The sequence below is a fragment of the Pseudomonas sp. XP2 genome (assembly GCF_053557975.1).
Genome location: NZ_JBNRIK010000004.1, coordinates 121334 through 142225 on the forward strand (window position 1 = coordinate 121334; position 20892 = coordinate 142225).

20 protein-coding genes and 2 pseudogenes are annotated in these 20892 nt (G+C 62.8%); all 22 read right to left on the minus strand.

Annotated features, from left to right (window positions below):
* The coding region (gene ureG / locus ACK1VC_RS06795; protein WP_449117886.1) for an urease accessory protein UreG at positions 1–589 on the minus strand (589 nt) is incomplete at its 3' end.
* Positions 590–600: 11 nt separating this feature from the next.
* Positions 601–1275, minus strand: a complete 675-nt coding sequence (locus tag ACK1VC_RS06800; RefSeq protein WP_060516645.1) for an urease accessory protein UreF — start codon at positions 1273–1275, stop codon at positions 601–603.
* Positions 1275–1820 (minus strand): HupE/UreJ family protein, encoded by a 546-nt coding sequence (locus ACK1VC_RS06805; protein ID WP_191087614.1) that lies wholly within the window; start codon positions 1818–1820, stop codon positions 1275–1277. The genes ACK1VC_RS06800 and ACK1VC_RS06805 overlap by 1 nt, the downstream gene beginning before the upstream one ends.
* 18 nt (positions 1821–1838) lie before the next feature.
* Positions 1839–2336, minus strand: a complete 498-nt coding sequence (gene ureE / locus ACK1VC_RS06810) for an urease accessory protein UreE (protein ID WP_016486443.1) — start codon at positions 2334–2336, stop codon at positions 1839–1841.
* A 10-nt stretch (positions 2337–2346) separates the two neighbouring features.
* A complete protein-coding gene (ureC, locus tag ACK1VC_RS06815; protein ID WP_197884327.1) occupies positions 2347–4050 on the minus strand; it encodes an urease subunit alpha in 1704 nt (567 codons plus the stop codon).
* Positions 4047–4364: an urease subunit beta gene (locus ACK1VC_RS06820; RefSeq protein ID WP_016486441.1), complete on the minus strand. Its 318-nt coding sequence runs from the start codon at positions 4362–4364 to the stop codon at positions 4047–4049. The genes ureC and ACK1VC_RS06820 overlap by 4 nt, the downstream gene beginning before the upstream one ends.
* Positions 4365–4383: 19 nt before the next feature.
* On the minus strand, positions 4384–4686 hold the full coding sequence (locus ACK1VC_RS06825; RefSeq protein WP_016486440.1) for an urease subunit gamma: 303 nt from the start codon (positions 4684–4686) through the stop codon (positions 4384–4386).
* Between the two features lie 9 nt (positions 4687–4695).
* Positions 4696–5529, minus strand: a complete 834-nt coding sequence (locus ACK1VC_RS06830; protein ID WP_449117887.1) for an urease accessory protein UreD — start codon at positions 5527–5529, stop codon at positions 4696–4698.
* Positions 5530–5896: 367 nt separating this feature from the next.
* The gene (locus tag ACK1VC_RS06835) at positions 5897–6811 is read right to left on the minus strand and encodes a site-specific integrase (protein ID WP_016486438.1); all 915 of its coding nucleotides are present in this window, start codon (positions 6809–6811) and stop codon (positions 5897–5899) included.
* Between the two features lie 173 nt (positions 6812–6984).
* Complete coding sequence (locus ACK1VC_RS06840; protein ID WP_070086624.1) at positions 6985–9288, minus strand: ATP-dependent DNA helicase; 2304 nt, start codon at positions 9286–9288, stop codon at positions 6985–6987.
* The gene (locus tag ACK1VC_RS06845) at positions 9285–10934 is read right to left on the minus strand and encodes a VRR-NUC domain-containing protein (RefSeq protein WP_191087612.1); all 1650 of its coding nucleotides are present in this window, start codon (positions 10932–10934) and stop codon (positions 9285–9287) included. The genes ACK1VC_RS06840 and ACK1VC_RS06845 overlap by 4 nt, the downstream gene beginning before the upstream one ends.
* 116 nt (positions 10935–11050) lie before the next feature.
* Positions 11051–11311, minus strand: a pseudogene (locus ACK1VC_RS06850) (hypothetical protein); the annotation flags it as partial.
* A gap of 147 nt (positions 11312–11458) precedes the next feature.
* On the minus strand, positions 11459–12676 hold the full coding sequence (locus ACK1VC_RS06855) for a fumarylacetoacetate hydrolase family protein (protein WP_016486435.1): 1218 nt from the start codon (positions 12674–12676) through the stop codon (positions 11459–11461).
* A 109-nt stretch (positions 12677–12785) separates the two neighbouring features.
* Positions 12786–13199 (minus strand): annotated as a pseudogene (locus ACK1VC_RS06860) (Ldh family oxidoreductase); the annotation flags it as partial.
* A gap of 35 nt (positions 13200–13234) precedes the next feature.
* On the minus strand, positions 13235–14776 hold the full coding sequence (locus ACK1VC_RS06865; RefSeq protein ID WP_016486433.1) for a UxaA family hydrolase: 1542 nt from the start codon (positions 14774–14776) through the stop codon (positions 13235–13237).
* Between the two features lie 205 nt (positions 14777–14981).
* Entirely contained in the window at positions 14982–15992 is a 1011-nt protein-coding gene (locus tag ACK1VC_RS06870; RefSeq protein WP_449117888.1) for a LysR family transcriptional regulator, read from the minus strand.
* Positions 15993–16100: 108 nt separating this feature from the next.
* Positions 16101–16400: a hypothetical protein gene (locus ACK1VC_RS06875; RefSeq protein ID WP_449117889.1), complete on the minus strand. Its 300-nt coding sequence runs from the start codon at positions 16398–16400 to the stop codon at positions 16101–16103.
* Complete coding sequence (locus ACK1VC_RS06880) at positions 16397–16690, minus strand: hypothetical protein (protein ID WP_151325724.1); 294 nt, start codon at positions 16688–16690, stop codon at positions 16397–16399. Before ACK1VC_RS06880 ends, ACK1VC_RS06875 begins: the two co-directional genes overlap by 4 nt.
* Before the next feature lie 65 nt (positions 16691–16755).
* The gene (locus tag ACK1VC_RS06885) at positions 16756–17256 is read right to left on the minus strand and encodes a DUF2514 domain-containing protein (protein WP_449117890.1); all 501 of its coding nucleotides are present in this window, start codon (positions 17254–17256) and stop codon (positions 16756–16758) included.
* Positions 17253–17684, minus strand: a complete 432-nt coding sequence (locus tag ACK1VC_RS06890) for a lysozyme (protein WP_449117891.1) — start codon at positions 17682–17684, stop codon at positions 17253–17255. Before ACK1VC_RS06890 ends, ACK1VC_RS06885 begins: the two co-directional genes overlap by 4 nt.
* A 61-nt stretch (positions 17685–17745) precedes the next feature.
* The gene (locus ACK1VC_RS06895; protein ID WP_449117892.1) at positions 17746–18822 is read right to left on the minus strand and encodes a hypothetical protein; all 1077 of its coding nucleotides are present in this window, start codon (positions 18820–18822) and stop codon (positions 17746–17748) included.
* An 11-nt stretch (positions 18823–18833) separates the two neighbouring features.
* Positions 18834–20879 (minus strand): sialidase family protein, encoded by a 2046-nt coding sequence (locus tag ACK1VC_RS06900; protein WP_449117893.1) that lies wholly within the window; start codon positions 20877–20879, stop codon positions 18834–18836.
* Between the last annotated feature and the right edge of the window lie 13 nt (positions 20880–20892).

Genomic DNA, 20892 nt, shown 5'->3' on the forward strand with positions numbered 1-20892 from the left:
TGAAATCAATCACTGCCTGCAACCCCTCACCCTTCTTCAGGTTGCTGAAGGTCCACGGCCGCTGCGGGCGCATGCGCTGGGTGTCGCGCTCCATCACTTCCAATGAAGCCCCTACATAAGGCGCCAGGTCGGTCTTGTTGATCACCAGGAAGTCCGACTTGGTAATGCCTGGCCCACCCTTGCGCGGAATCTTCTCGCCTTCGGCCACGTCGATCACGTAAATGGTCAGGTCAGCGAGCTCCGGGCTGAACGTGGCGCTGAGGTTGTCACCGCCGCTTTCGACGAAAATCACTTCAAGGTTGCCAAACTTGCGCGCCAGCGCCTCGACGGCAGCCAGGTTCATCGAGGCGTCTTCGCGGATCGCCGTATGCGGGCAGCCGCCCGTTTCCACGCCCACAATGCGCTCCGGCTCCAGGGCGCCAGCCTCGGTCAGGATGCGCTGGTCTTCCTTGGTGTAGATGTCGTTGGTGACCACGGCGATCTGGTAATGGTCGCGCATGGCCTTGCACAGCGCTTCCAGCAGTGCAGTCTTGCCGGAACCGACCGGGCCGCCGACACCGACGCGCAGGGGTTGTTGATAGCTTTGCATGAAGGCAGTCCTCAGGAACGGAACAAACGGGTGTATTGAGTTTCGTGACGCGATGACGCAATGGCCAGCAATGGCAGGCCGCCACCGAGCTGGTCATCGCCCAGGGCCAATGCCCGGTCGAGGGCTGCCGGCAAGCCGGTGCCCAGGTCGCGCAGCAAGGTCTGGGCAGCCTGCTGGCCGAAAGGCACCAGCTTGACTCCTGCCATTACCGCGCCCTCCAGCCAGGCAAAGCCATAGCCGAGGGCCAGCGGGCGCAGCGGGATTGCCCAGTGCGCAGCCAGCCAGGCCATGCCGCCCAGTTGAGTCAATTCAAGGCTGGCACGCCAGGCCGGGGCCTGGCCCAATTGCCAGCCATCAAGCAGCCGGGCCAGCGCCGCGCCGCGCTGCTGTTCTTCCAGGCGCAACTCGGCGGTCTCGCGGTTGGCCAGCAGAAAACGGCTCCAGTGGGCGAACGCCGCGGCATCCTCGCCCTGGCAAGCGTGGTACAGACGCGCCAGCACCGGCCAGTCGAGGCAGGCCAAGGTGTCATCGACCTGCTCCCGCTGCCAGGCCGCAAAACCGTCCGCGCCCCTTACCCAGCCCGCCTCGACTGCCCACTCCAGACCTTGCGAGTAGGTAAAGCCCCCCACCGGCAAGCCGGGGCTGGCCAGCTGCAGCAGGCGCAGCAATGCCAGGTCGCTGTCCATCAACCGGCCAGCACCAGCGCGGCGCCGGCCAGCAAGCCACCGCCAAAGGCCTTCTGCACGCCACTGTGCCGGCGCAACAGGCAACCGACCGCAAAGCCCGCCGCCAGCAGCAAGCCGCTGACCGCGACAAACCCTGCGCTGAATTGCCAGAACGCGCTTGGCGTGGCTTCCACCCCATGAGCCCAGCCGTGGAACAAGGCGAACACCGGCATGGCCATGGCCAGCAGCAACTGGCGGCTCGGCAGCAGCACTGCCCCGGCAGCCACCAGCAGCGACAGGGCGATCAAGGTTTCCATGCCCAGCATGTCACCAAACAGGTGGCCACACACCGCGCCGCCAAACATCGCCGCCAGGGTTGCCAGGGGCAACGTCAGGCTGCGCCCGGTCAATGCAGCGAGAACCCCGGTGCCCAGCAGCATCAGCAGATGGTCAAGGCCGGTCAGCGGGTGCAACAGGCCGTCCTGCAGCGGGTTGCTGTCATGGCCAGGGTGGGCGAAGGCTGGCAGGGCCAGCATCAGCAGAAACAATGCGAGCGTCTTTTTCATTGGTTGCTCCAAGGCAGTTCAGGAATGGGCAGGCAGGCGTACGAACGGGTGATCGTTGCCGTGTGCATGGCTGTGGCCATGCGGGGCGCTCTGGTAGGCCCCCGCTTCAGGTTCGAACGGTGCCTGTTCGGCCTCTACCGTCAGGCCCAGGCCACGCAGCATGTCGCCCAGCACATGGTCGTGCTGGAAGCGCAACAGACCAGGCTCGATCTGCAGGGGCACGTGGCGGTTACCCAGGTGATAGGCCGCGCGAGCCAGCAGGTGTGGATCGGCGCAGCGCACCGTCGACACTGCTTCGGGCGCCGCCAGTACGCGGATCAACTGGCTGCCGTCAGCATCGGCAAGCAGCTCTCCCCCGCGCAACAGGTGGCCGCGCTCCAGCATGAGCCCGGCTTCGCGCCCATCGTCCAGGGTTACCCGCAGGCGGCTCTTGATGCGGCTGTCCACGTCCAGGGTGACGGTGCCGCTTACAGCAAGCGTGCCGGGGTCGGTGATACGGCGGGTCAAGACAATCATCGGTGCTCCTTCAAAACAGGAAATAACGCTGTGCCAGCGGCAGTTCGCTGGCGGGCTCGCAGACCAGCAATTCGCCGTCGGCACGCACCTGGTAGGTCTGCGCATCGACTTCGATCAGCGGCTGCAAGGTGTTGTGGACCATGTCCTGCTTGCGCACGCGGCGGCAGCCGTTGACCACGCCAATCAGGCTGCGCAGGTTCAGCTCCTCGGCCAGGCCGCGCTCCATTGCCGCCTGGGGCAGGAAGGTCATGCGCGTGGCATGCCGTGCGGCGCCGAGGGCGCCGAACATCGGCCGGTAGTGCACCGGCTGCGGTGTGGGAATGGAGCCGTTGATGTCGCCCATGGGCGCGGTGACGATCATCCCGCCTTTGATCACCAGGGCCGGCTTGACCGCGAAGAACGCCGGCGACCACAGCACCAGGTCGGCCAGCTTGCCCGCCTCCACCGAACCCACTTCGTGGCCGATGCCGTGGGTTAACGCGGGGTTGATGGTGTACTTGGCGATGTAGCGCTTGACCCGGAAGTTGTCGCTGTAGGCCGTGTCTGGCGCCAAAGGCCCACGACGCAGTTTCATCTGGTGGGCAACCTGCCAGGTGCGCAGCACCACTTCACCGACCCGGCCCATGGCCTGAGAGTCGGACGAGGTCATGGCAAATGCACCCATGTCGTGAAGGATGTCCTCGGCAGCGATGGTTTCGCGGCGGATGCGCGATTCGGCAAAGGCCACGTCCTCCGCAATGCTCGGGTCCAGGTGATGGCAGACCATGAGCATGTCCAGGTGCTCGTCCACGGTGTTGACCGTGTACGGCAGGGTCGGATTGGTCGAGGATGGCAGCACGTTGGCCTGCCCCGCAGCGCGAATGATGTCCGGCGCGTGGCCACCGCCGGCACCTTCGGTGTGGAAGGTGTGGATGGTCCGGTCGCCGATGGCCGCCAGGGTGTCTTCGATGCAACCGGACTCGTTGAGGGTGTCGGTATGGATCGCCACCTGGACGTCCATTTCCTCTGCAACGCCCAGGCAGCAGTCGATAGCCGCCGGGGTCGAGCCCCAGTCTTCATGCAGCTTGAGGCCCACCGCACCGGCCGCGATCTGCTCACGCAGCGCTTCTGGCCGCGAGGCATTGCCCTTGCCCAGCAAACCGATGTTGATGGGCAGACTGTCGGCGGCCTGTAGCATACGCGCCAGGTACCAAGGGCCAGGCGTGCAGGTGGTTGCATTGGTGCCGGTGGCCGGGCCGGTGCCGCCGCCGATAAAGGTCGTGACGCCGCTGTTCAGTGCCTCGTCCACCTGCTGCGGGCAGATGAAATGGATATGCGAATCGACACCCCCCGCCGTCACGATCTTGCCCTCGGCCGCGATCACTTCGGTACCGGGGCCCACCGGGACGTTGACGCCCGGCTGCACATCCGGGTTCCCGGCCTTGCCGATCACCGCGATACGCCCGTGCTTGATGCCGATGTCGGCCTTGACGATCCCCCAGTGGTCGATGATCAGCGCGTTGGTCAGCACCAGGTCCATGGCCTCAGCGGCCAGCATCTGGCCCTGCCCCATGCCGTCGCGGATGACCTTGCCGCCCCCAAACTTCACCTCTTCGCCGTAGATTGTGTAGTCCTTCTCCACCTCTACCCACAATGCCGTGTCGGCCAGCCGCACGCGGTCGCCCACGGTGGGCCCGAACATGTCGGCATAGGCCTGGCGGGAAATACGGCTCATACCCTGCCCTCCAGCGGGCCCATCACCTTGCCCTGGAAGCCATAGACTTCACGCTTGCCGGCGTAGGCCACCAGTTGCACAGTGCGCGCCTGGCCAGGCTCGAAGCGCACGGCGGTGCCGGCCGGGATATCCAGGCGAAAGCCCAAGGTTGGCGCACGATCGAACACCAGCGCCTCGTTGACTTCGTAGAAGTGGTAGTGCGAGCCGACCTGCACCGGCCGGTCGCCGTGGTTGGCCACACTGACACTGACCGTTTCCCGGCCGCTGTTCAGTTCGATGTCGCCAGCGGCGACCTGGATTTCACCTGGGATCATGCGGGGCTCCTGGGCAGTTTCAGACGATGGGGTCATGCACGGTCACAAGTTTGGTGCCATCCGGGAAGGTCGCTTCGACCTGCACGTCGTGGAGCATTTCGGCAATGCCGGGCATCACCTGCTCGCGGGTCAGCACTTCGCGCCCTTGGCTCATCAGCTCGGCAACGGTGCGGCCATCGCGGGCGCCTTCGAGCACGGCAGCACTTATCAGCGCCACGGCCTCCGGGTAGTTGAGCTTCAGGCCGCGGGCCAGGCGCCGTTCTGCCAGCAATGCGGCGGTGAACAGCAGCAATTTGTCTTTCTCTCTCGGGGTAAGCTCCATGGCGCTCTCTCAGGTAGCCCAGATACGCGGTGGGCAGGCTGGCAGGCCAAGGACGGCCGGGCGCAGCACATGCCACAGGCGTTGCAGGGTGCGTTGCAGGTGTTGGTTGTCATGGTCAAGCACACGGATAACCAGCAACGACCCCAGCAGGGTCGCGCCGGCCGGGTTGGCCAGTTCATTGAGCAATGGGCGAACCTGCTCCAGCACCGCCTGGTCGGCGGGTGCTGCACAGAACGTAGCGAGCAGCGGGTGGCCACCGAGCTTGTCCAGGCGGCCGCCTTCGATACGCAGGCGTTCATGCAGGCCGACGTCGTCGGGTAGTTCAATATGCAAACAGCTGTCCAGGGCGCCCTGCTCGAAACGCTCGTTCATGACAGGGCGCCCCAGGCACAAGGTTTCCCAGGCCAGCAGGCGCGCCCCGGGTTCGAGGGTGAAGCGGCTGTGGAGGCTGGCGCGGGCACCAGAAAAGAAGATGCTGTCCTGCGGCAACCATTCCAGTGTGCTGCCTGCAGCCAGCTGAAAACGCTGGGTCAGCCGCGCGGTCGGGCCGATGCTGCGGTAGAACTTGCTGGCACCGGGCATGGTCAGCAGCGCGTGGCTGTCGGGCTCCAGGTGGATATCCAGATCAAGGCGGTCGCCGGCGACGATGCCACCCGGCGGGTGCAGCACATAGACATGGCACGGTGCACCTTCCGGGTAGAAGGGCCGCTGCACCAAAAGAGGTCCGAAATGCCGACGCGCACCAAGGCGGGTCACATCGTCACGCCTGACAAAGCGCAACTGCAGGTGGGCACTCCAGCCTGCATCGTCTTGTTGTTGTTCGATCTGCTCCGCGAGCGACATCCTGCGGCCCCTGAAATCCGTGGCCTGCTGGCCGTTTAGAGGGTCCGGCGCGGGCAATGGCTAGCGCGCGCGGCCTGACCACTCGATCAAATTCGCAGGCTGGATATAGCAGGTTGCGGGCCAACTCCGCAGGTGAAGGCAGATGAAACTTCAGCTGTGGCCGCTCTGGCATCGGGCATGCGCGCAGATGGCGCACAAAGCGGGGGCGCATGTCGGCCCCGTTTCAGTGCCGACACCCGTGCAAATAGGGCTGCTTTGCAGCCCTTCGCGGGCGTGCCCGCTCCCACAGGTATTACACAGGACTCAAGGTTTGCGAGGAGCCTGTGGGAGCGGGCTTGTCCCGCGAATGGACCGCAAACACAAGGACTCAGTAGTCGAAGCGGTCGACCGCTCGCCGGCGTTCGTTGTCGTCACGCCGGTCATAAATGGCGGTGGTCTGGATATTGGCATGGTGCGCCAGCTTCTGGGCAATCGACAGGTCATGCTCTTCGATCACCCGGGTGATGAACGCCCGGCGGAAGTCGTGCGGCATGATTTTCACCCCCACTTGCGCACCGCGCTGACGGGCAATGTAGTAGATCGCATGCTTGGTGATACGCGCCCGGGTGATGTGGCTACCGCGGCGGATGCGGTTGAACAGGAACGGGTCGTCCTCTGCCCCTGCTGGCAGGTCCTGACGGCGCAAGTCCAGCCACGCCTGCAGCTTCTCGAACGCCCATGGCGGGGCGTACTTGATCAGTTGGTGGTTGCCCTTGCCCACCACCTGCAGGCTGCGCGCCTGGAAATCGACCTGGGCCAGGTCGATGTCCACCGACTCTGACTTGCGCATGCCGGTGCCATAGAGCAAGGCGATGATCGCCGCGTCGCGCACGCCTTGCGGCCGAGGGTCGGATGCGCACACCTCCATCAGTTCGCGAATCAGGCTGCGGCGCAGGTTGCGCCCTGGCGGCAGGCGGCTGCCGGTGGCCGGTTTGACCTCACGAATGCGCAGCAACTGCTCATGGTCGATCAGGCCCTGACGCCAGGCCTCGTTCATCACCCCACGAATGGCGTTGACATACAAAGACGAACTGTTTGGCGCATAACCGTCGGCACGCAGGGCCGACACCAAGGCAATCACATGGCCCGGCTCTAGCCGATGCCAAGGCACGTCAACGACATTGCAGTCGACAAAGCCAAGCCGGTCGGCAGCGTCCTGAAGGATGTAGCGCATGGTTTGCTGGCTGGAGGGGGCCAGGCGGTCCATGTACTGCAGCAGCGGATTTTTGGGGAGATCGGACAAAACGTGAACCCTGTAGCGAAGCGGCGGCCGGTCGTGAAACTGGCAAACCCTGAAGCAAGTCGAAACGACATAAAAACAAGTCCTGACGAATGCCAAGCACGCATTCCATCAAGCCCCTGTGAAGTGCCATCACCTTGATATACAAGGCTTTGCAACTGGCATGGTTCGTGATCTTACCGCAATCGGAGCGTGCTTTTGTCATCAGCCGGCGTGCTGGCCGGCGCAGCCTTGGGCCACCATGCCGGAAACATCTGCTGCACCCGGGGCTCGGCGAAGCGTTCATCTATCAGCACCAGCACGCCCCGGTCCTGGTCTCCACGGATAACCCGGCCAGCCGCCTGGATCACTTTGCGCACACCCGGGTAAAGATAGGTGTAGTCAAAACCCGCACCAAATTGCCGACCCAGGCGTTGCTTGAACTGCTCGTTGACCGGGTTGACCTGCGGCAACCCCAAGGTGGCGACAAACGCCCCGATCAGCCGCGTACCTGGTAAATCCACGCCTTCGCCGAAAGCCCCCCCCAATACGGCAAAGCCAACGCCCCGGCCGTCGGCAACAAATCGATCAAGAAACGCCTGGCGGGCGGCCTCGTCCATCCCCGGGGCCTGGGCCCACAGGGGAATCTGCCCATGCCGCTCGGCCAACAGGTCGGCCACCTGCTGCAGGTATTCGAAGCTGCTGAAGAATGCCAGGTAGTTACCCGGCATGTGCTCATACTGCTGGGCAATCAGCTCCACGATCGGTACCAGAGAGGCTTGCCGCTGCTGGTAGCGGGTGGACACCTGGCTGGCAATCCGTACCTCCAGCTGCTCTGCGCGAAACGGCGCAGCCACTTCCAGCCAGGCGGTATCGGCCGGCATACCCAGCAAGTCGCTGTAGAAATGCCGCGGGCTCAACGTGGCGGAAAACAGCGTCACACTGCGCGCCGCCAGCATGCGTGGGGCCAACAGGCGCGCCGGGGTGACATTGCGCAGGCACAGGGTAGCCAGCCGGCGCTTGCGCGGGCCCTGGCGCTGGCTGATGTCGAACAGGAAGTGTTCATCGAACAGCTCGGCAACCCGGCTGAACTGCAAGGCCTGATAGAAGAACTGCAATACCTGCGGGTCCATGTGCGCGGGCATCTGATTCATCTGCTCCTGAATCAGGCCGATGCACTGCTGCAAGGCGCGCAACAGCCCGTCGGGCAGCGACTCGCTGGCCTGGTACGGCGCACGCTGTTCTTTGTACAGCGCATTCCACTGCCGGTTCAGGCGGTCAAGGGCGCTGACCAGCCCGGGCGGTTTGCGCTGACGCAGGGCCAGCAGCTGCCCTTGGTCAAGGCTGGCGCTGTACATGCCACGACCACGCTCAACCAGGTTATGCGCTTCGTCAACCAGCACCGCAACGCGCCACTGGTTGAGCTGGGTCAGGCCAAACAGCAAGGCATGCGCATCAAAGTAGTAGTTGTAGTCGGCGACCAGCACGTCGACCCAGCGCGCCATCTCCTGCCCCAGGTAATACGGGCAAACCTGGTGCGCCAAGGCCACTTCGCGCAGGTTGGCACGGTCGAGCAACGGCAGTGTTGCGGCGGCCTCACGCGCTGCCGGCAAGCGGTCGTAGAAGCCAGCGGCCAATGGGCAGGACTCGCCATGACAGGCTTTGTCCAAGTACTCGCAGGCCTTGTCGCGGGCAATCAACTCCAGTGTGCGCAAAGCAGGTTGTGGCGCAGCATCAGTGATCTGACGCATGGCATCAAGGGCCAGCGCCCGGCCCGGCGTCTTGGCGGTGAGAAAGAACAGCTTGTCCAGCTGCTGCGGCACCATGGCTTTCAGCAGCGGGAACAACGTACCAAGGGTCTTGCCAATGCCGGTGCTGGCCTGGGCCATCAGGCAACGCCCGGTGCTTACCGCCTTGTACAAGGTTTCGGCCAGCTGCCGCTGGCCCTGGCGAAACTGTGGGTAGGGGAAGCGCAGCGCCTGAAGGCCTTGGTCACGTTCGGCCAGGCGTCGTTGCTGGAATTGGGCCCAGCCTAGAAAGCGCTGGCACTGGGTTTCGAAGAAGGCCCGCAATTCAGCGGACTCATAGTGCTCACTGAACAGTGTCTGCTCATCGCTGTCCACGTCCAGGTACACCAGCGCCACCTCAATGGCGGACAGTTGTCGTGCCTGGCACATCAACCAGCCATAGACCTTGGCCTGTGCCCAGTGCAACTGACGGTGATTGGCGGGTTGACGCGCCAAGTCGCCACGGTGCGTCTTGATCTCTTCCAGGCGGTTGCTGCCAGGGTCGTAACCGTCGGCGCGGCCCCGCACCTTGAGGGTTTCGAATTGGCCTTCAAGGGTGATTTCCGACTCGTAGCCCGCAGCCCTCCGTGCCACTACCCGCTGATGCCCTTCGATGCCTTCCTGAGCGCTGGGCGACGGCGTGAAACGCAGGTCCAGGTCACCAACCTTGGCGCTGAACTCGCACAGAGCACGCACCGCAATGCTGTAGCTCATGGCGCTTCGCGCCAACGCACATGGCACACCGCAACGGGCAGACCGTGTTGCCTGCAGAATTCCAGCCAGCGCAACTGGTTGTCCTGCAGGCGGTCACCGGGCCCCTTGACCTCGACCATGCGGTAACGGCCCTGCTCTGGCCAGAACTGAATCAGGTCGGGCATGCCCGCGCGGTTGCTGCGAATATCCTGCAACAGGCGCAGAAAGCACTGTTTCAGCTGGGCTGCCGGGAGGCAAGCCAGGGCCTGCTCCAGCAGTGGCTCGCTGAGCATGGACCAGAACACGAACGGCGACTGCAGGCCCTGCTTGCCCCTGTAGCAGTCGAGTATCGCCTGGCGATGGCTGCCATCGTCCAGCCGGCCCAGACAAAAATCGAACAGCGCACTGCGCCGTTGCTGGAAGTCACTGTCATGCAGGTCCTGTGGCGCCGCCTGGAACGGGTTGAAAAACGCGCCGGGCACCGGCGCAAAGATAGCCTCCCAGCACAACAGGCCAAACAGGCTGTTGAGCAACGTGTTCTCCACGTAATGCACCTGGCCGCCTTCTTGTGCCAGGTGTTGTCGCACGGCTTCCTCCACACCCAGCGCAGCGTGCTCGCGGGGCAGTTCGAGCTCGATCAGCTCCAGCGGCGTGGCCCGCTGGCGCCGCTGTGGCGGGCCGCCGAGCTTGCGCGCCAAGCGTGGCAGCATGCGCTCGAGTGCTTGCACCTCCAGTGCATTGGCTGGTGCCGCAGCAAGTTGCAGTGCCAGCGCGTGGGCATGGGGCCACTGTTCGGTGCGCTCAAGTACACGCACCTGGCGAATGCGCGCCTGGGCATGGTTGCACTGCGCATACACGGCCATGGCCAGGTCCCACTCCCCCAGACGCTCGCATTGTTGGCCCAAGGCGAATTGCAGGCGCGCATGGCGCCTGGCCAACCAAGGGTTCTCGCTGTGCAGGCCTTGTAGAGTCGCCAGGATCGGCACTGGATCGCCGCCCTGCTCCAGGCGCTCGGCGCACTGATGCAAAGCCATGGCCAGGTCGATATCGTCACGTTGCTGCAAGGCGCGGGAATCTGTGCTGAACGGTACTTGCTCGTAGCGCAACAGGCCAAGGTCGGCCAGGACGAAATCTGACCAGTCCTGGTAAAGGTTGCCAAAGAACAACAACCGGATACGGTCGCACAGGGGCTGCAAGCACCACTGGAGAATGCGCACCTCGCTGTCCGGGAACCACTCGAGCAGTGATCGGGCCGCCAGCTCCAAAGGCTGCAGCTGTGCCAACAACTCATGCTTGGCGGCCCGCGGGCGGCTCAGTTGCCGGGCGAAGCAGCGGGCCAGCTCCTCCTTGCGCAGCAAGGCAAACAGCTGCTCCAGTTCCAGTTGCTCGGGTTCCCGCACCCAGCCAAGAACCTGCAACGGCTGCAGCGCCAGCGCGCTGTCGCCGATTTCGGCGTAGTCGAGCCGGTCGCTGCGAAACAACTCGCCTTTGCGCATGACCATGCGCACCATCAAGGCCTGGGCTGGCGCCTGCAGTTGGCTGAAGGCACGGATGAAAGCCAGTTCCTGCTCATCGAGCAGGTCCTGGTAGCGTTGTTCGACCCACAGCACTACCTGGCGGAAGTTGTGCAGGTAATAGAAAGGGTCGTCGACAGAATGGGCGATCACGGGCTGAAGTCAGATTGCGGTATCAGGCACTGTTTATACATACAGATAAACATGCCTGACAAGAGCCGTGGGTCAGTCCATTGACGCTCCTACAGGGATTACGTGACGTTTCCGGGTTACTTGGTTGCCGGGACCCTCTCCCCTGCCGCGTCCTTGGCACTGCCAATCGGCGCCTGCAGCCGCAGGAAGTACGCCACCGCCGAGCACAGTGCCACCCCCGCGCTGATCATGAACGCCGTGGTGAACGAACCCGAGTACTGGATGCTGAAGCCGGTAATGACGCTGAACTTGCGGCTGCCCAGCACGGTCATGCCACGCTTCACCAGCCAGTCGCAGAAGCGCCCCGCGACGATTGTGCCCGCCGCACCAAAGCCATACCGATCAGTAGCAGGAACACAACAGTGATGCGCTGGTACTTCTTCATAGGGTTCATGTGTCGACCTTTTATTATTATTGTTGCCGCGCTGTCAGCGCCTTGGCGATCCATCGAGCGTGCTGCGCCCCTCCCTGGCGCAGCGTGTTGTTCAGGGCTGGCGTGCGGTGGCTGCGACCTCCAGCAAGCCACGCCGGCCAAGGTTGTCGATCAACGCGCGCAGGCCAAACGCCCACTGAGGTGCCTGGTCGCTGGTGGTCACCCGGTTGCACAGGGTGCCCAGTTGCGGGTTGCTGATGGTCACCACGTCGCCCGGCTTGTGAGTAAAGCCATTGCCTGGCTGGTCACGGTCCTGCTTGGGGGCGAACAGGGTACCCAGGAACAGCACCATGCCGTCGGGGTACTGATGGTTTTCGTTGAGGGTTTGCTGCACCAGGTCTTGCGGGTCGCGGCTGATCTGGCGCATGGAACTGCGGCCAGACAGGATGAAGCCGTCTTCGCCTTCAACACGCAGGTCCACTTCGGCGTTGCGCACATCGTCAAGGCCGAAGCTTTCGTCAAACAGGCGCAGCAGCGGGCCCAGGGCGGTAGAGGCGTTGTTGTCCTTGGCCTTGGACAGCAGCAAGGCGCTACGCCCTTCGAAGTCGCGCAGGTTGACGTCGTTGCCAAGCATCGCGCCCTTGATGCGGCCATCACTGGACACCGCCAGCACCACTTCCGGCTCTGGGTTGTTCCAGCTGGACTTGGGGTGGATGCCGATAGCGGCACCGTGGCCAACCGCCGACAGCGGCTGGGCCTTGGTGAACACTTCGGCATCCGGGCCGATGCCCACCTCCAGGTATTGCGACCACAGGCCCTGCTCCACCAGCACTTTGCGTAGCGCTTCGGCCTGGGCGGAGCCGGGCACGATCTGCGACAGGTCGGCGCCGATGCGGCTGACCAAGGTGTCACGGATTGCATCGGCCTTGGCCGGGTCGCCCTTGGCCTGCTCTTCGACCACACGTTCCAGCAAGCTGGTCGCAAAGGTCACACCTGCGGCCTTCACCGCCTGCAGGTCGATGGGTGCCAGCAGCCATGGCTGACTGGGGTCGCGCTGGCTCGGATCGCTGTTGTCCAGCAACACCGATAGCGCAACCAGTGGCTCGGCCAGCGGCAAGGCGCGCAGATAGGCCACCGGGTCGGTCACTTCCAGCAGGGCCGAAACAGTCGCCACGTGGCTGCTGATATCGTAGACGGCGCCTGCTTTCACCAGCACCACCGCCGGGCCCTGGTCCGCCAGCCAGACCCGCCCTACCCAGCTCCCGCTCTCGAAGACACTGGCGTTCTGGTTCAGCGACAGCGGTTGATTGGCGTTCGATCGATCAGTCATCTGTGTACCCTTGGTGTGCATTATTGGGAGAGTGCCGGCAGTTGCAGTTGGCCGGCCAGGCGGTCGAGGTCCGCCAGCAGTTCAGGCGAGAGGGTCATGCCCTGTTCCCCACCAGGCCCCGGTCGGTATAGGGCTTGAGATAGGCGGCCAGGCAGCCGATGTGCGAAGCACGGCGCACCACCGCAATACCGATGCCCTGCGCAGTCGCCCCCTTTGCCGCACAATCCAGCGCACGGCTGACGCAGTAAGGCCCCAGCAGGTAGTGGCCATCGAACACGCTGGAGACGTCACTGTGCGACACCTGTTCCAGTGCCTGCGCACGGGCCTTGACCGTTCCTTCCAGCATGCCGCCGATGTAGCGGCTGACCAGGTTCAGGCCGTGGGTGCGGTGCCCGAGCAGTTCACCCTCGAGCAGTACCTGGGTCACCACCTGGGCGACTTCGGCATCGGCGCCGGCCTTTTCGAACAGTTGCTCGACAAAGGTGGTGAGCGCTCGCACGTTGAAATGTGTGGCTTGAGTCATGGGTGTCATCTCGTAGGCGGAACAGAAGCGGTCAATCAGGTCACTGCACCGATCTGCCAGGGCACAAACTCGTTCTGCCCATACCCGTGCTGTTCGCTCTTGCTGCGTTCCCCGGAAGCAATGCGCAACATCTGTTCGAAAATGTACGCACCACGCTCCTCGATAGTGGTGGAGCCGTCGGCAATGCCGCCGCAGTTGACGTCCATGTCCTCTTGCTGGTGTTCGAACACCCGGTTGTTGGTTGCCAGCTTGATCGACGGTGCCGGAGCACAGCCGTAAGCCGAGCCGCGCCCGGTGGTGAAGGCGATCAGGTTAGCCCCGCCGGCCACCTGGCCGGTGGCCGAGACCGGGTCGTAACCGGGGGTATCCATGAACACCAGGCCTTGGGCACGCACAGCTTCGGCGTACTGATACACATCGACCAGGTTGCTGGAGCCCGCCTTGGCCACTGCGCCCAGCGACTTTTCGAGGATGGTGGTCAGGCCCCCGGCCTTGTTGCCGGCTGAAGGGTTGTTGTTCAGCTCGGCGTTCATGCGCTGGCAGTAGTCTTCCCACCAGCGGATGCGCGCCACCAGCTTTTCGCCGACCTCACGGGTGACCGCGCGGCGGGTCAGCAAGTGCTCGGCGCCGTAGATTTCCGGGGTTTCGGACAGGATCGCCGTACCACCGGCCGCCACCAGACGGTCGACCGCGTTGCCCAGTGCCGGGTTGGCGGTAATGCCGGAGTAGCCATCGGAGCCGCCACATTGCAGGCCGACCACCAGGTGCCGTGCGCTGACCGGTTGGCGCTGGACATGGTTGGCCTCGGCCAGCAGGCTGCGGACCTGCTCGATGCCGGCAGCGATGGTTTTCGACGTGCCGCCGATGCCCTGGATGGTGAAGGCACGCAGCTGCGCACTGGCTTGCAGCCCCTGGGTTTCCAGCAGGCTTTCGATCTGGTTGGTTTCGCAGCCCAGGCCAATGATCAGTACCGCAGCAAAGTTGGGGTGCACGGCGTACCCGCCCAGGGTACGGCGCAGCAGGCCAAGGGCTTCCCCGCTGGGGTCCACTGCGCAACCGGCACCGTGGGTCAAGGCGACCACGCCGTCGATGTTCGGGTAGTCGGCCAGCACCTCGGGGTGAATGTCACGGCGGAAGTGGTCGGCCACAGCCCGGGCCACGGTCGCCGAGCAGTTCACCGAGGTGAGAATGCCGATGTAATTACGGGTGGCAACACGCCCATCGGCGCGCACGATGCCCTGGAACACTGCTTCGCTACCCGGCAAGCTGCGCGTGTCGACACCAAAGGCATAGTCGCGAGCAAAATCACCCATCTGTACGTTGTGCACATGCACGTGGTCGCCGGCATCAATGGCCTGCGAAGCAAAACCGATAATCTGCCCGTAGCGGCGTAGCGGCTGGCCCTGCTCCACGCGTTCGGTCGCGAGTTTGTGGCCCGAAGGAATCGGCTGACGCACGGTAATCGCCTCGGCATCCAGATGCAGGCCTTGCGGCAAGGCCTGGCGGGCGATGAGCACATTGTCCAGCGGGTTGAGGCGGATGACGGCAAGGTCACCGGACTTGGCAATCAGTTGCATGGGACCTCTCAGGGTAGTGCAGCGAGCTTCTTGTTATGGCTGTTGCCACTGTAAGAAGCCTTGGGCAGCATTCCCAATGAGATGATCCGATCAAGCGATAACCAATGGTTATCGGAAGTTGTAATCGGGCGGTGATCCCTGATCGTCTAAAAGCCTGCCTCCAATTACTCAGGCCTGCACACACCCTGTGGGAGCGCCTGAACCATCAGGCCTTGCCCGAGGCGGTTGCAGCCGTACCTTCCTTTTGTCGCTGCCTGGCGCCCTCCAGCAAAATCTCGACAAACGCCCGGGCCGAAGCGCTCAGCGGTTCATCCTTGCGGGTAACCACGCCATACTCCAGGGCGGGTACGTGCAAGGGGCTGCGCAGCTCCCTGAACTGCCCGCTGGCCAGCTGCGCGGCAACCATCGAGCGCGGCAACATGGCAATCATCGGAGCCGATTGCAGTAACTGCAGGAACATCGGCATGGAGATGGTCTCGACGCTGTCAGCCGGCGTGGCGATACCCGCCACCCGGAAGGCCTGCTCCAGGCGGTTGCGAATCGGCGTGCCCACCGGGTACAACACCCACGGCCAGTCGCCCAACGCCGCCAGTGGCGGGCTTTCCAGCTGGTTAAGCGGGTGCTCGCTGTTGACCACCAGGCTGAACGGTTCGGGCTCCAGAGGCTGGAAGTCGAACAACTGGCTGAAGCGCTCTTCGGTAAAGCGGCCAATCATGATGTCGAGCTTGTTCTGCTCGAGCATGGTCAGCAGGTGATCACTGGAATGCTCTACCACTTCAATCGACAACAGCGGGCTGCGCGCCTTGATCGCAGCGATGGCCTGCGGCAGGACCAATGCAGTGGCGGCGAAGATGCCGCCGACGCGGATAAAACCGTGCCCGCCGTTGCGCAGGCGGTTGACCTGGTCGACGAATTGCTGCGACTCGGCTAACGCACCCTGGGCATAACGCACCACATATTCACCCAGCTCGGTGGGCGGCATGCTGCGTGGCAGGCGCTCGAACAGGGCAAAGCCGAACTGCTCTTCGAGATCGCGCAGCATCTTGCTCAGGGCCGGCTGGCTGAGGTTCATGCGCGTGGCGGTTGCGTGCATGTTGCGGGTGCGCGCCAGGGTGTCGATCAGCACCAGGTGCTTGTAGCGGATCCAGTTGCAAAAGCTTGCGTGACTAATTTGCAGCCCTTTAACCACGGGGGCTGCATCGTTTCGGGAAGTCATCCTTTAGGTCCTATTGGGGCCTGAATGGCTCGATAATGCCAGCTTTATGACAACGCAGCTATTCCAGCCCCCCGGCGTTCTGCCGACCGTTTCCCTTCCTTTATATAGCTACTCACAGCTGGGCGGAATTCCGGCGCCCTTGATCACCTGGTACCCGGCATGGTGATCAGGCTCGTAATCGCCGAAAAGGCCGATAGCCCAAGCCTCCTCATGCTCCATCAGCGCCCACATCCTGCCCGCCTCGGCAAGCTCGAGCATGTCGACCAGGTCATTGTCATCGACATCCCGGCGCCGGTGAGCGGCGTAGGCCATCTCACTGAGCACCGCAGCGCGCCCTTCGGGATCGGTGACCAAGGCGAACCGGTCGTTCAGCTCATCTATCCATGCCCGCGGTATCCTGGTCATCATTCTGCCCTGCACCACCAGGATTGCGCGTACAGCACACCGTCGACTTCCTCGATCCCGTTGATGTTGATGCCGAGCTGGGCCATGCCGTTGACCTTCGCGTCATGCAGCCGGGGGATGATGTCGGGCCCGGGCGTAGGGTTAAACACCCAGGCCTGGGTCGCGACTCGACCCAATGGCTCGCTGTGGTGGTCACCGATGTGCACATCCGCGCGCAGGGGCTGGATCTTCCGGAGACGGTCAGAGGGTAAGGCCACGCCATGCTCGCGGCGTCGAACGAGGAGGAAATACATACGGCACCGATACTGTATATAAAAACAGTATCCTACTCATGGAAAGAGCTATCCAGCAATCCCGATCAGCCGGGTGGCATCATGGCGTCATACTCGCGCCCGCACTGCTGGCCGGCGATCCGGGCTCGGTCATACGCTTGCGCCAACTCTCGATTCGTAGCGACAGACCGGTCGAGCAGGTCGGAGAGCACCATGGCGGCGCGGGTGGCTGCCTGGCCTCTGGCGACAGCGGCGGTATCCGTGCCGGGGCAACTGATGGTGGCAGCGAGTTGGGTTGCGTCACTGCGCAGCCGCTGGCCAGCAGCATCGGCGTCAGCAACGCCAACATCAGCAATCTTTCTTTCTTCATGCCCTTTTACCCTCGCCTCTTGCTGCGCGTCTGCGCTCCGGTATTCTTCCTGGCGGGCCGATCGTTCGCCGATCACCTCAGCCAGGCGGTCGCCACTGTCTCGCTGCGCTGATACTTGGCCTGCCTGGGCAAGCTCCATCGACCGCCCGTGCTCGTAGGCCGCCCAATGAGTGGTCACCAGCAGAGCCAGCACACCGACAGAGACCCAGCCGTTCACGCCGACTCCAGAAACAAATTCCGCTCAGCGGCACGCCGGCTCACCAGACCAGCCAGCACCTTCCCGCCTGCCTTGTTCCAGCGCGGGAACTGTTCGGCAGCCGCTGCATGGTTCCCAGCGTTGAGCAGTCGGCGAAGCGTCGACGATTCGAGATTGGCCGCACCCAGGTTGTAGGTGAAGCTCATCAGGGCGTCCCATTGGTTTTGGTTAAGCGGCGCGGTGATCAGGCGCTCGACCTCAGGCTCGAAGCGCTGCACGTCGTTCAGCAGCATGCGCTCGGCCTGCTCCTTGCTGATCTTCATGCCAGCCTTCACGCCCCGGGTGGCGCCATAGCCGATGGTCCAGACGCCGACCGAGTCCTGATAGGACAGCAAGCGCAGGCCCTCGAACGACTTGATGAGGCTCAAGCCGCGTTGCGATGTTCGCATTGTGTTTTCTCCAGGTGAAAAAAAGCCCGCACTGGGCGGGCGCGGGGTCGGCCGAGGTCGATCAGTTCTTGTTCCACTGGATACTGGTCATCGCTGCAGCAGGTAGCGCGCCAGAGGAAACAGCCTTGATGCGGCCAACCGCCTCATTCACATGAGGGGCCAAGATCAGTTCACCATTGGCGGCCTGGGCAATACCGGCAAACTTGACCACGCTTCCCAGGCCAAGAGGATCGCCCTCTTCATAAGAGTCGGTCGCCGGGTTGTACCAACCTAGGCGGTCGTAGGTTGAAGGACCGAAGAACACCCGCCCATCCGGGACAAGTGCGGCATTTCGGAACTTGGCGCCGCCGGCAGGCGCTGGAACGGTGTAGAGCGTGTTCGAGCGCCAGCGGAAGATCGCAATCGTAGCGGCAGTGTACGGAGCGCATACCACGTCACCGTTCTGAATCTTTGCAGACCCGTAGTAGGCAGCCGAGGTAATCCCGGTGACCACTTTGGTACAGGTGTTGGCGATCGGGTCGTAGATGACGAATGCCTGCGCACCGTAGGGGATCAACAAAATCCGGCCATCTGGCAGCTCTTCGGCACCACTGAAATAGGTGGTCGCCGCACCTCCATGCGCAGGCCCTTGGGTGAAGGTGTTCTTCACCACGTCGTAGATGCCAATGTACGGACTGGTACCAGGCACCAGAATGACCTTGCCCGTCACACTGGAAACGATCGCCCCGTGGTAACCGGGCGATGAGCCAAGATCAGGGCCGGTGCGAAATTCGTTCCGAATGGTGTCATAGAGCCCGATCGTGGGCGAAAGCAGCGGAGACATCACTACGATGCCGGTTTCGGCATGAAGGCATCCGCCACGATAGCGGGCGCTTCCGGTAGGAACTGCAGGCCCATCCTTGAAGGTATTGGTCACCGGATCATAGAGCCCGATGAGGTTCCGGCTGTATGGCACGAACATAATCAGCCCATTGGGCAATACGATGCAGCCGGCGAACTTGTCGTTCGCCACTGCAACGGATGGCCCGGCTACATAGGTGTTCGTCTTCGTTCCTGAAAAAGACTCAATAGCCTTTTTCAACTTGTACTGATGGGGAAAAAACGGCGCCACCTTATGGCTGTAGCTCGATACGCGCATGCTTGTGTTCCTTATGGATTAAAAGGGTCGCTGACGGTTTTGATCACCGGCACACTGGTGCCGGCCACGACCTCCTGCTCAATGACCCTGGCAGTGCGAATCTGCCGCTTCGCGGTCCGTTCGTTGTCGTACGCGATGAGGATCAACCCATCGTCCCCGAAGGTCGCGATCGGGTACGTGACTTGCCCAACGGAGTTGGGCTCCAGCACCACTTTGTGAGGCCAGGTGGCCCCCTCATCATCCGACAGAGCAAGCGTGAGGGTTTTCCTCTCGATATCGTTGTTCCAGCAGATCAACAACCGACCGCTCGGAGAACGGCCCAGCCAGATCCGCGAGGACGAAGAAGGAGCCAACGCCAGGTAGTTCACCCAAGGCGTCCAGGTCTTCATCATGTCGGTACTGACCGACATCAGTACCCCAGAATCTCCTGGGTTCCAGCGGCACGTCGCCAAAACAGAACCATCGGCCCGCTGCACAAATTCAGTTTCGAAGAAACCGCTGTGCTGACTTCCGTTGTTGGGCGGAAGCTGGGAAATATGCTCGAGCTTCTTGTTTCGCCAGTCGAACTTGTAGATATGCGGCCCCACATAGTCCATCTCTCGAGGCGGGTACAGTGCATTGGATCTCCAGCCATCTACTGCCAGATACCAATCACCATTGACCTGTACCGGATGGCGAGGGTCGCCGAAATACGATAAACGGAAGGGAACACCCCATACTGGGAATTCCGCGTTAGGGTTGTGACAGATAACGGCCCAGCACCCACCCACGCCATCCATGAGTTTGTTGTTTCCGAAGACCCCGAAGAACAGCCAAAGGCGACCATCCGGGTCTTTCCACAGCATAGGATCAACGATGTGCTTGTCTCGGCCGGCGCGCTGAGCGATCGGCAAGGGGTTCAGCGGGTCATCTGCTGCGGTAAAGGTAAAATAGCCGTACTCTTCGACGGTCTGACCGCCATCATCGGAGCAAGCAAGAACCGCGAAGTTGCCAGGCCCCTCTCCTGCCAATTGATTGTCGGCCCGCCATGCCAGCCAGTAGCGCTCGCTGCCGGTGCGCTCAATGGTTGCTGTCGCCTGATACAGCCTCCCGGACAGCCGATAGTCAGGGTCATTGATGTTCCGCTCAAGGCGTGGAGGCGCGTCCACGTAGACGCTTGGAGGCCGCTGCTCGATGCTCCAATCGAAAGAGAAGTCAGTTTTGACCTTCCGGTTCTTCGTGTCGATATGCAGGGCAATCGAGCCATCCTGCAGGCCAAACACTAGCGCGCTGTCGCTGACTGGAAGCGTGTAGATCTCTGGATATTCGCGGCGATCGCTGTGGCCTTCGCTACCGTCCATGATGTCTACCGACCGACGCAGGGCCGAATTCACCACCAGGTGGTCCTGCTCGGTATCAACCCGGAACGGCTCTCTGTCACCCGCGATGAAGACTGCAGCATCGGCCCGTTTCAACGGAAGTGAAACCAACATCTGCCCGCTCTGCGCATCCATTACCAAGTCACCATCTCCTGAAAGCTTGTTGGCCTCGCGATAGAATTGATCATCCACCAGAGATTTGATGGCCGGCTGATCGGCAAACCGACGCCAAGCGCCAGAGCTAGCACTCCACGAATACCAACCGTTCAGGTTCGGATCTTCGTCTCCATCTACCACCGCCATGACCGCATCGCGGGTTTGGGGGTCCGCCAGCATCTCGGCGTACGTGTCATACCGCTTGTTGTTAAGGTCGTCGCCCAGGTTTGCAGCGGTCTCTTCCATCTGCGTCTTGGCAGCAGCCTCGGCAGCGTCCACAGCAGCGACTGAATCGTCTATGTCCTCGATGCCAGCGTCACGCGCCGAGTTCACCGCCGCCTTCGCAGCAGCCACGGTTGGGTCAATCTGTCCCTTAGCATCTATGACCAGGTTGTGATACGCCTGCCAGGTGTATCTCGGGCGCCCGAACCGATCTAGGAAGGTGTCCTCGGTACTGCCCATGCCCTGATCGAAGTTTGCCGAGTTATCGAACAGGTCCCGCGGATCGCTCGAACCAAGCGGATTGTTTGTGTTGTAAGCCATGTTTTCTCCGGGC

Bases quoted from the DNA above. Each gene is read 5' to 3' on its own strand.
- ACK1VC_RS06805 (WP_191087614.1), bottom strand. From the start codon at position 1,820: ATGAAAAAGACGCTCGCATTGTTTCTGCTGATGCTGGCCCTGCCAGCC.
- ACK1VC_RS06895 (WP_449117892.1), bottom strand. From the start codon at position 18,822: ATGCGCGTATCGAGCTACAGCCATAAGGTGGCGCCGTTTTTTCCCCAT.
- ureC (WP_197884327.1), bottom strand. From the start codon at position 4,050: ATGAGCCGTATTTCCCGCCAGGCCTATGCCGACATGTTCGGGCCCACC.
- ureE (WP_016486443.1), bottom strand. From the start codon at position 2,336: ATGATTGTCTTGACCCGCCGTATCACCGACCCCGGCACGCTTGCTGTA.
- ACK1VC_RS06830 (WP_449117887.1), bottom strand. From the start codon at position 5,529: ATGTCGCTCGCGGAGCAGATCGAACAACAACAAGACGATGCAGGCTGG.
- ACK1VC_RS06900 (WP_449117893.1), bottom strand. From the start codon at position 20,879: ATGGCTTACAACACAAACAATCCGCTTGGTTCGAGCGATCCGCGGGAC.
- ACK1VC_RS06865 (WP_016486433.1), bottom strand. From the start codon at position 14,776: ATGCAACTGATTGCCAAGTCCGGTGACCTTGCCGTCATCCGCCTCAAC.
- ACK1VC_RS06800 (WP_060516645.1), bottom strand. From the start codon at position 1,275: ATGGACAGCGACCTGGCATTGCTGCGCCTGCTGCAGCTGGCCAGCCCC.
- ACK1VC_RS06870 (WP_449117888.1), bottom strand. From the start codon at position 15,992: ATGACTTCCCGAAACGATGCAGCCCCCGTGGTTAAAGGGCTGCAAATT.
- ACK1VC_RS06840 (WP_070086624.1), bottom strand. From the start codon at position 9,288: ATGAGCTACAGCATTGCGGTGCGTGCTCTGTGCGAGTTCAGCGCCAAG.
- ACK1VC_RS06820 (WP_016486441.1), bottom strand. From the start codon at position 4,364: ATGATCCCAGGTGAAATCCAGGTCGCCGCTGGCGACATCGAACTGAAC.
- ACK1VC_RS06880 (WP_151325724.1), bottom strand. From the start codon at position 16,690: ATGTATTTCCTCCTCGTTCGACGCCGCGAGCATGGCGTGGCCTTACCC.
- ACK1VC_RS06875 (WP_449117889.1), bottom strand. From the start codon at position 16,400: ATGATGACCAGGATACCGCGGGCATGGATAGATGAGCTGAACGACCGG.
- ACK1VC_RS06855 (WP_016486435.1), bottom strand. From the start codon at position 12,676: ATGACTGATCGATCGAACGCCAATCAACCGCTGTCGCTGAACCAGAAC.
- ACK1VC_RS06890 (WP_449117891.1), bottom strand. From the start codon at position 17,684: ATGCGAACATCGCAACGCGGCTTGAGCCTCATCAAGTCGTTCGAGGGC.
- ACK1VC_RS06825 (WP_016486440.1), bottom strand. From the start codon at position 4,686: ATGGAGCTTACCCCGAGAGAGAAAGACAAATTGCTGCTGTTCACCGCC.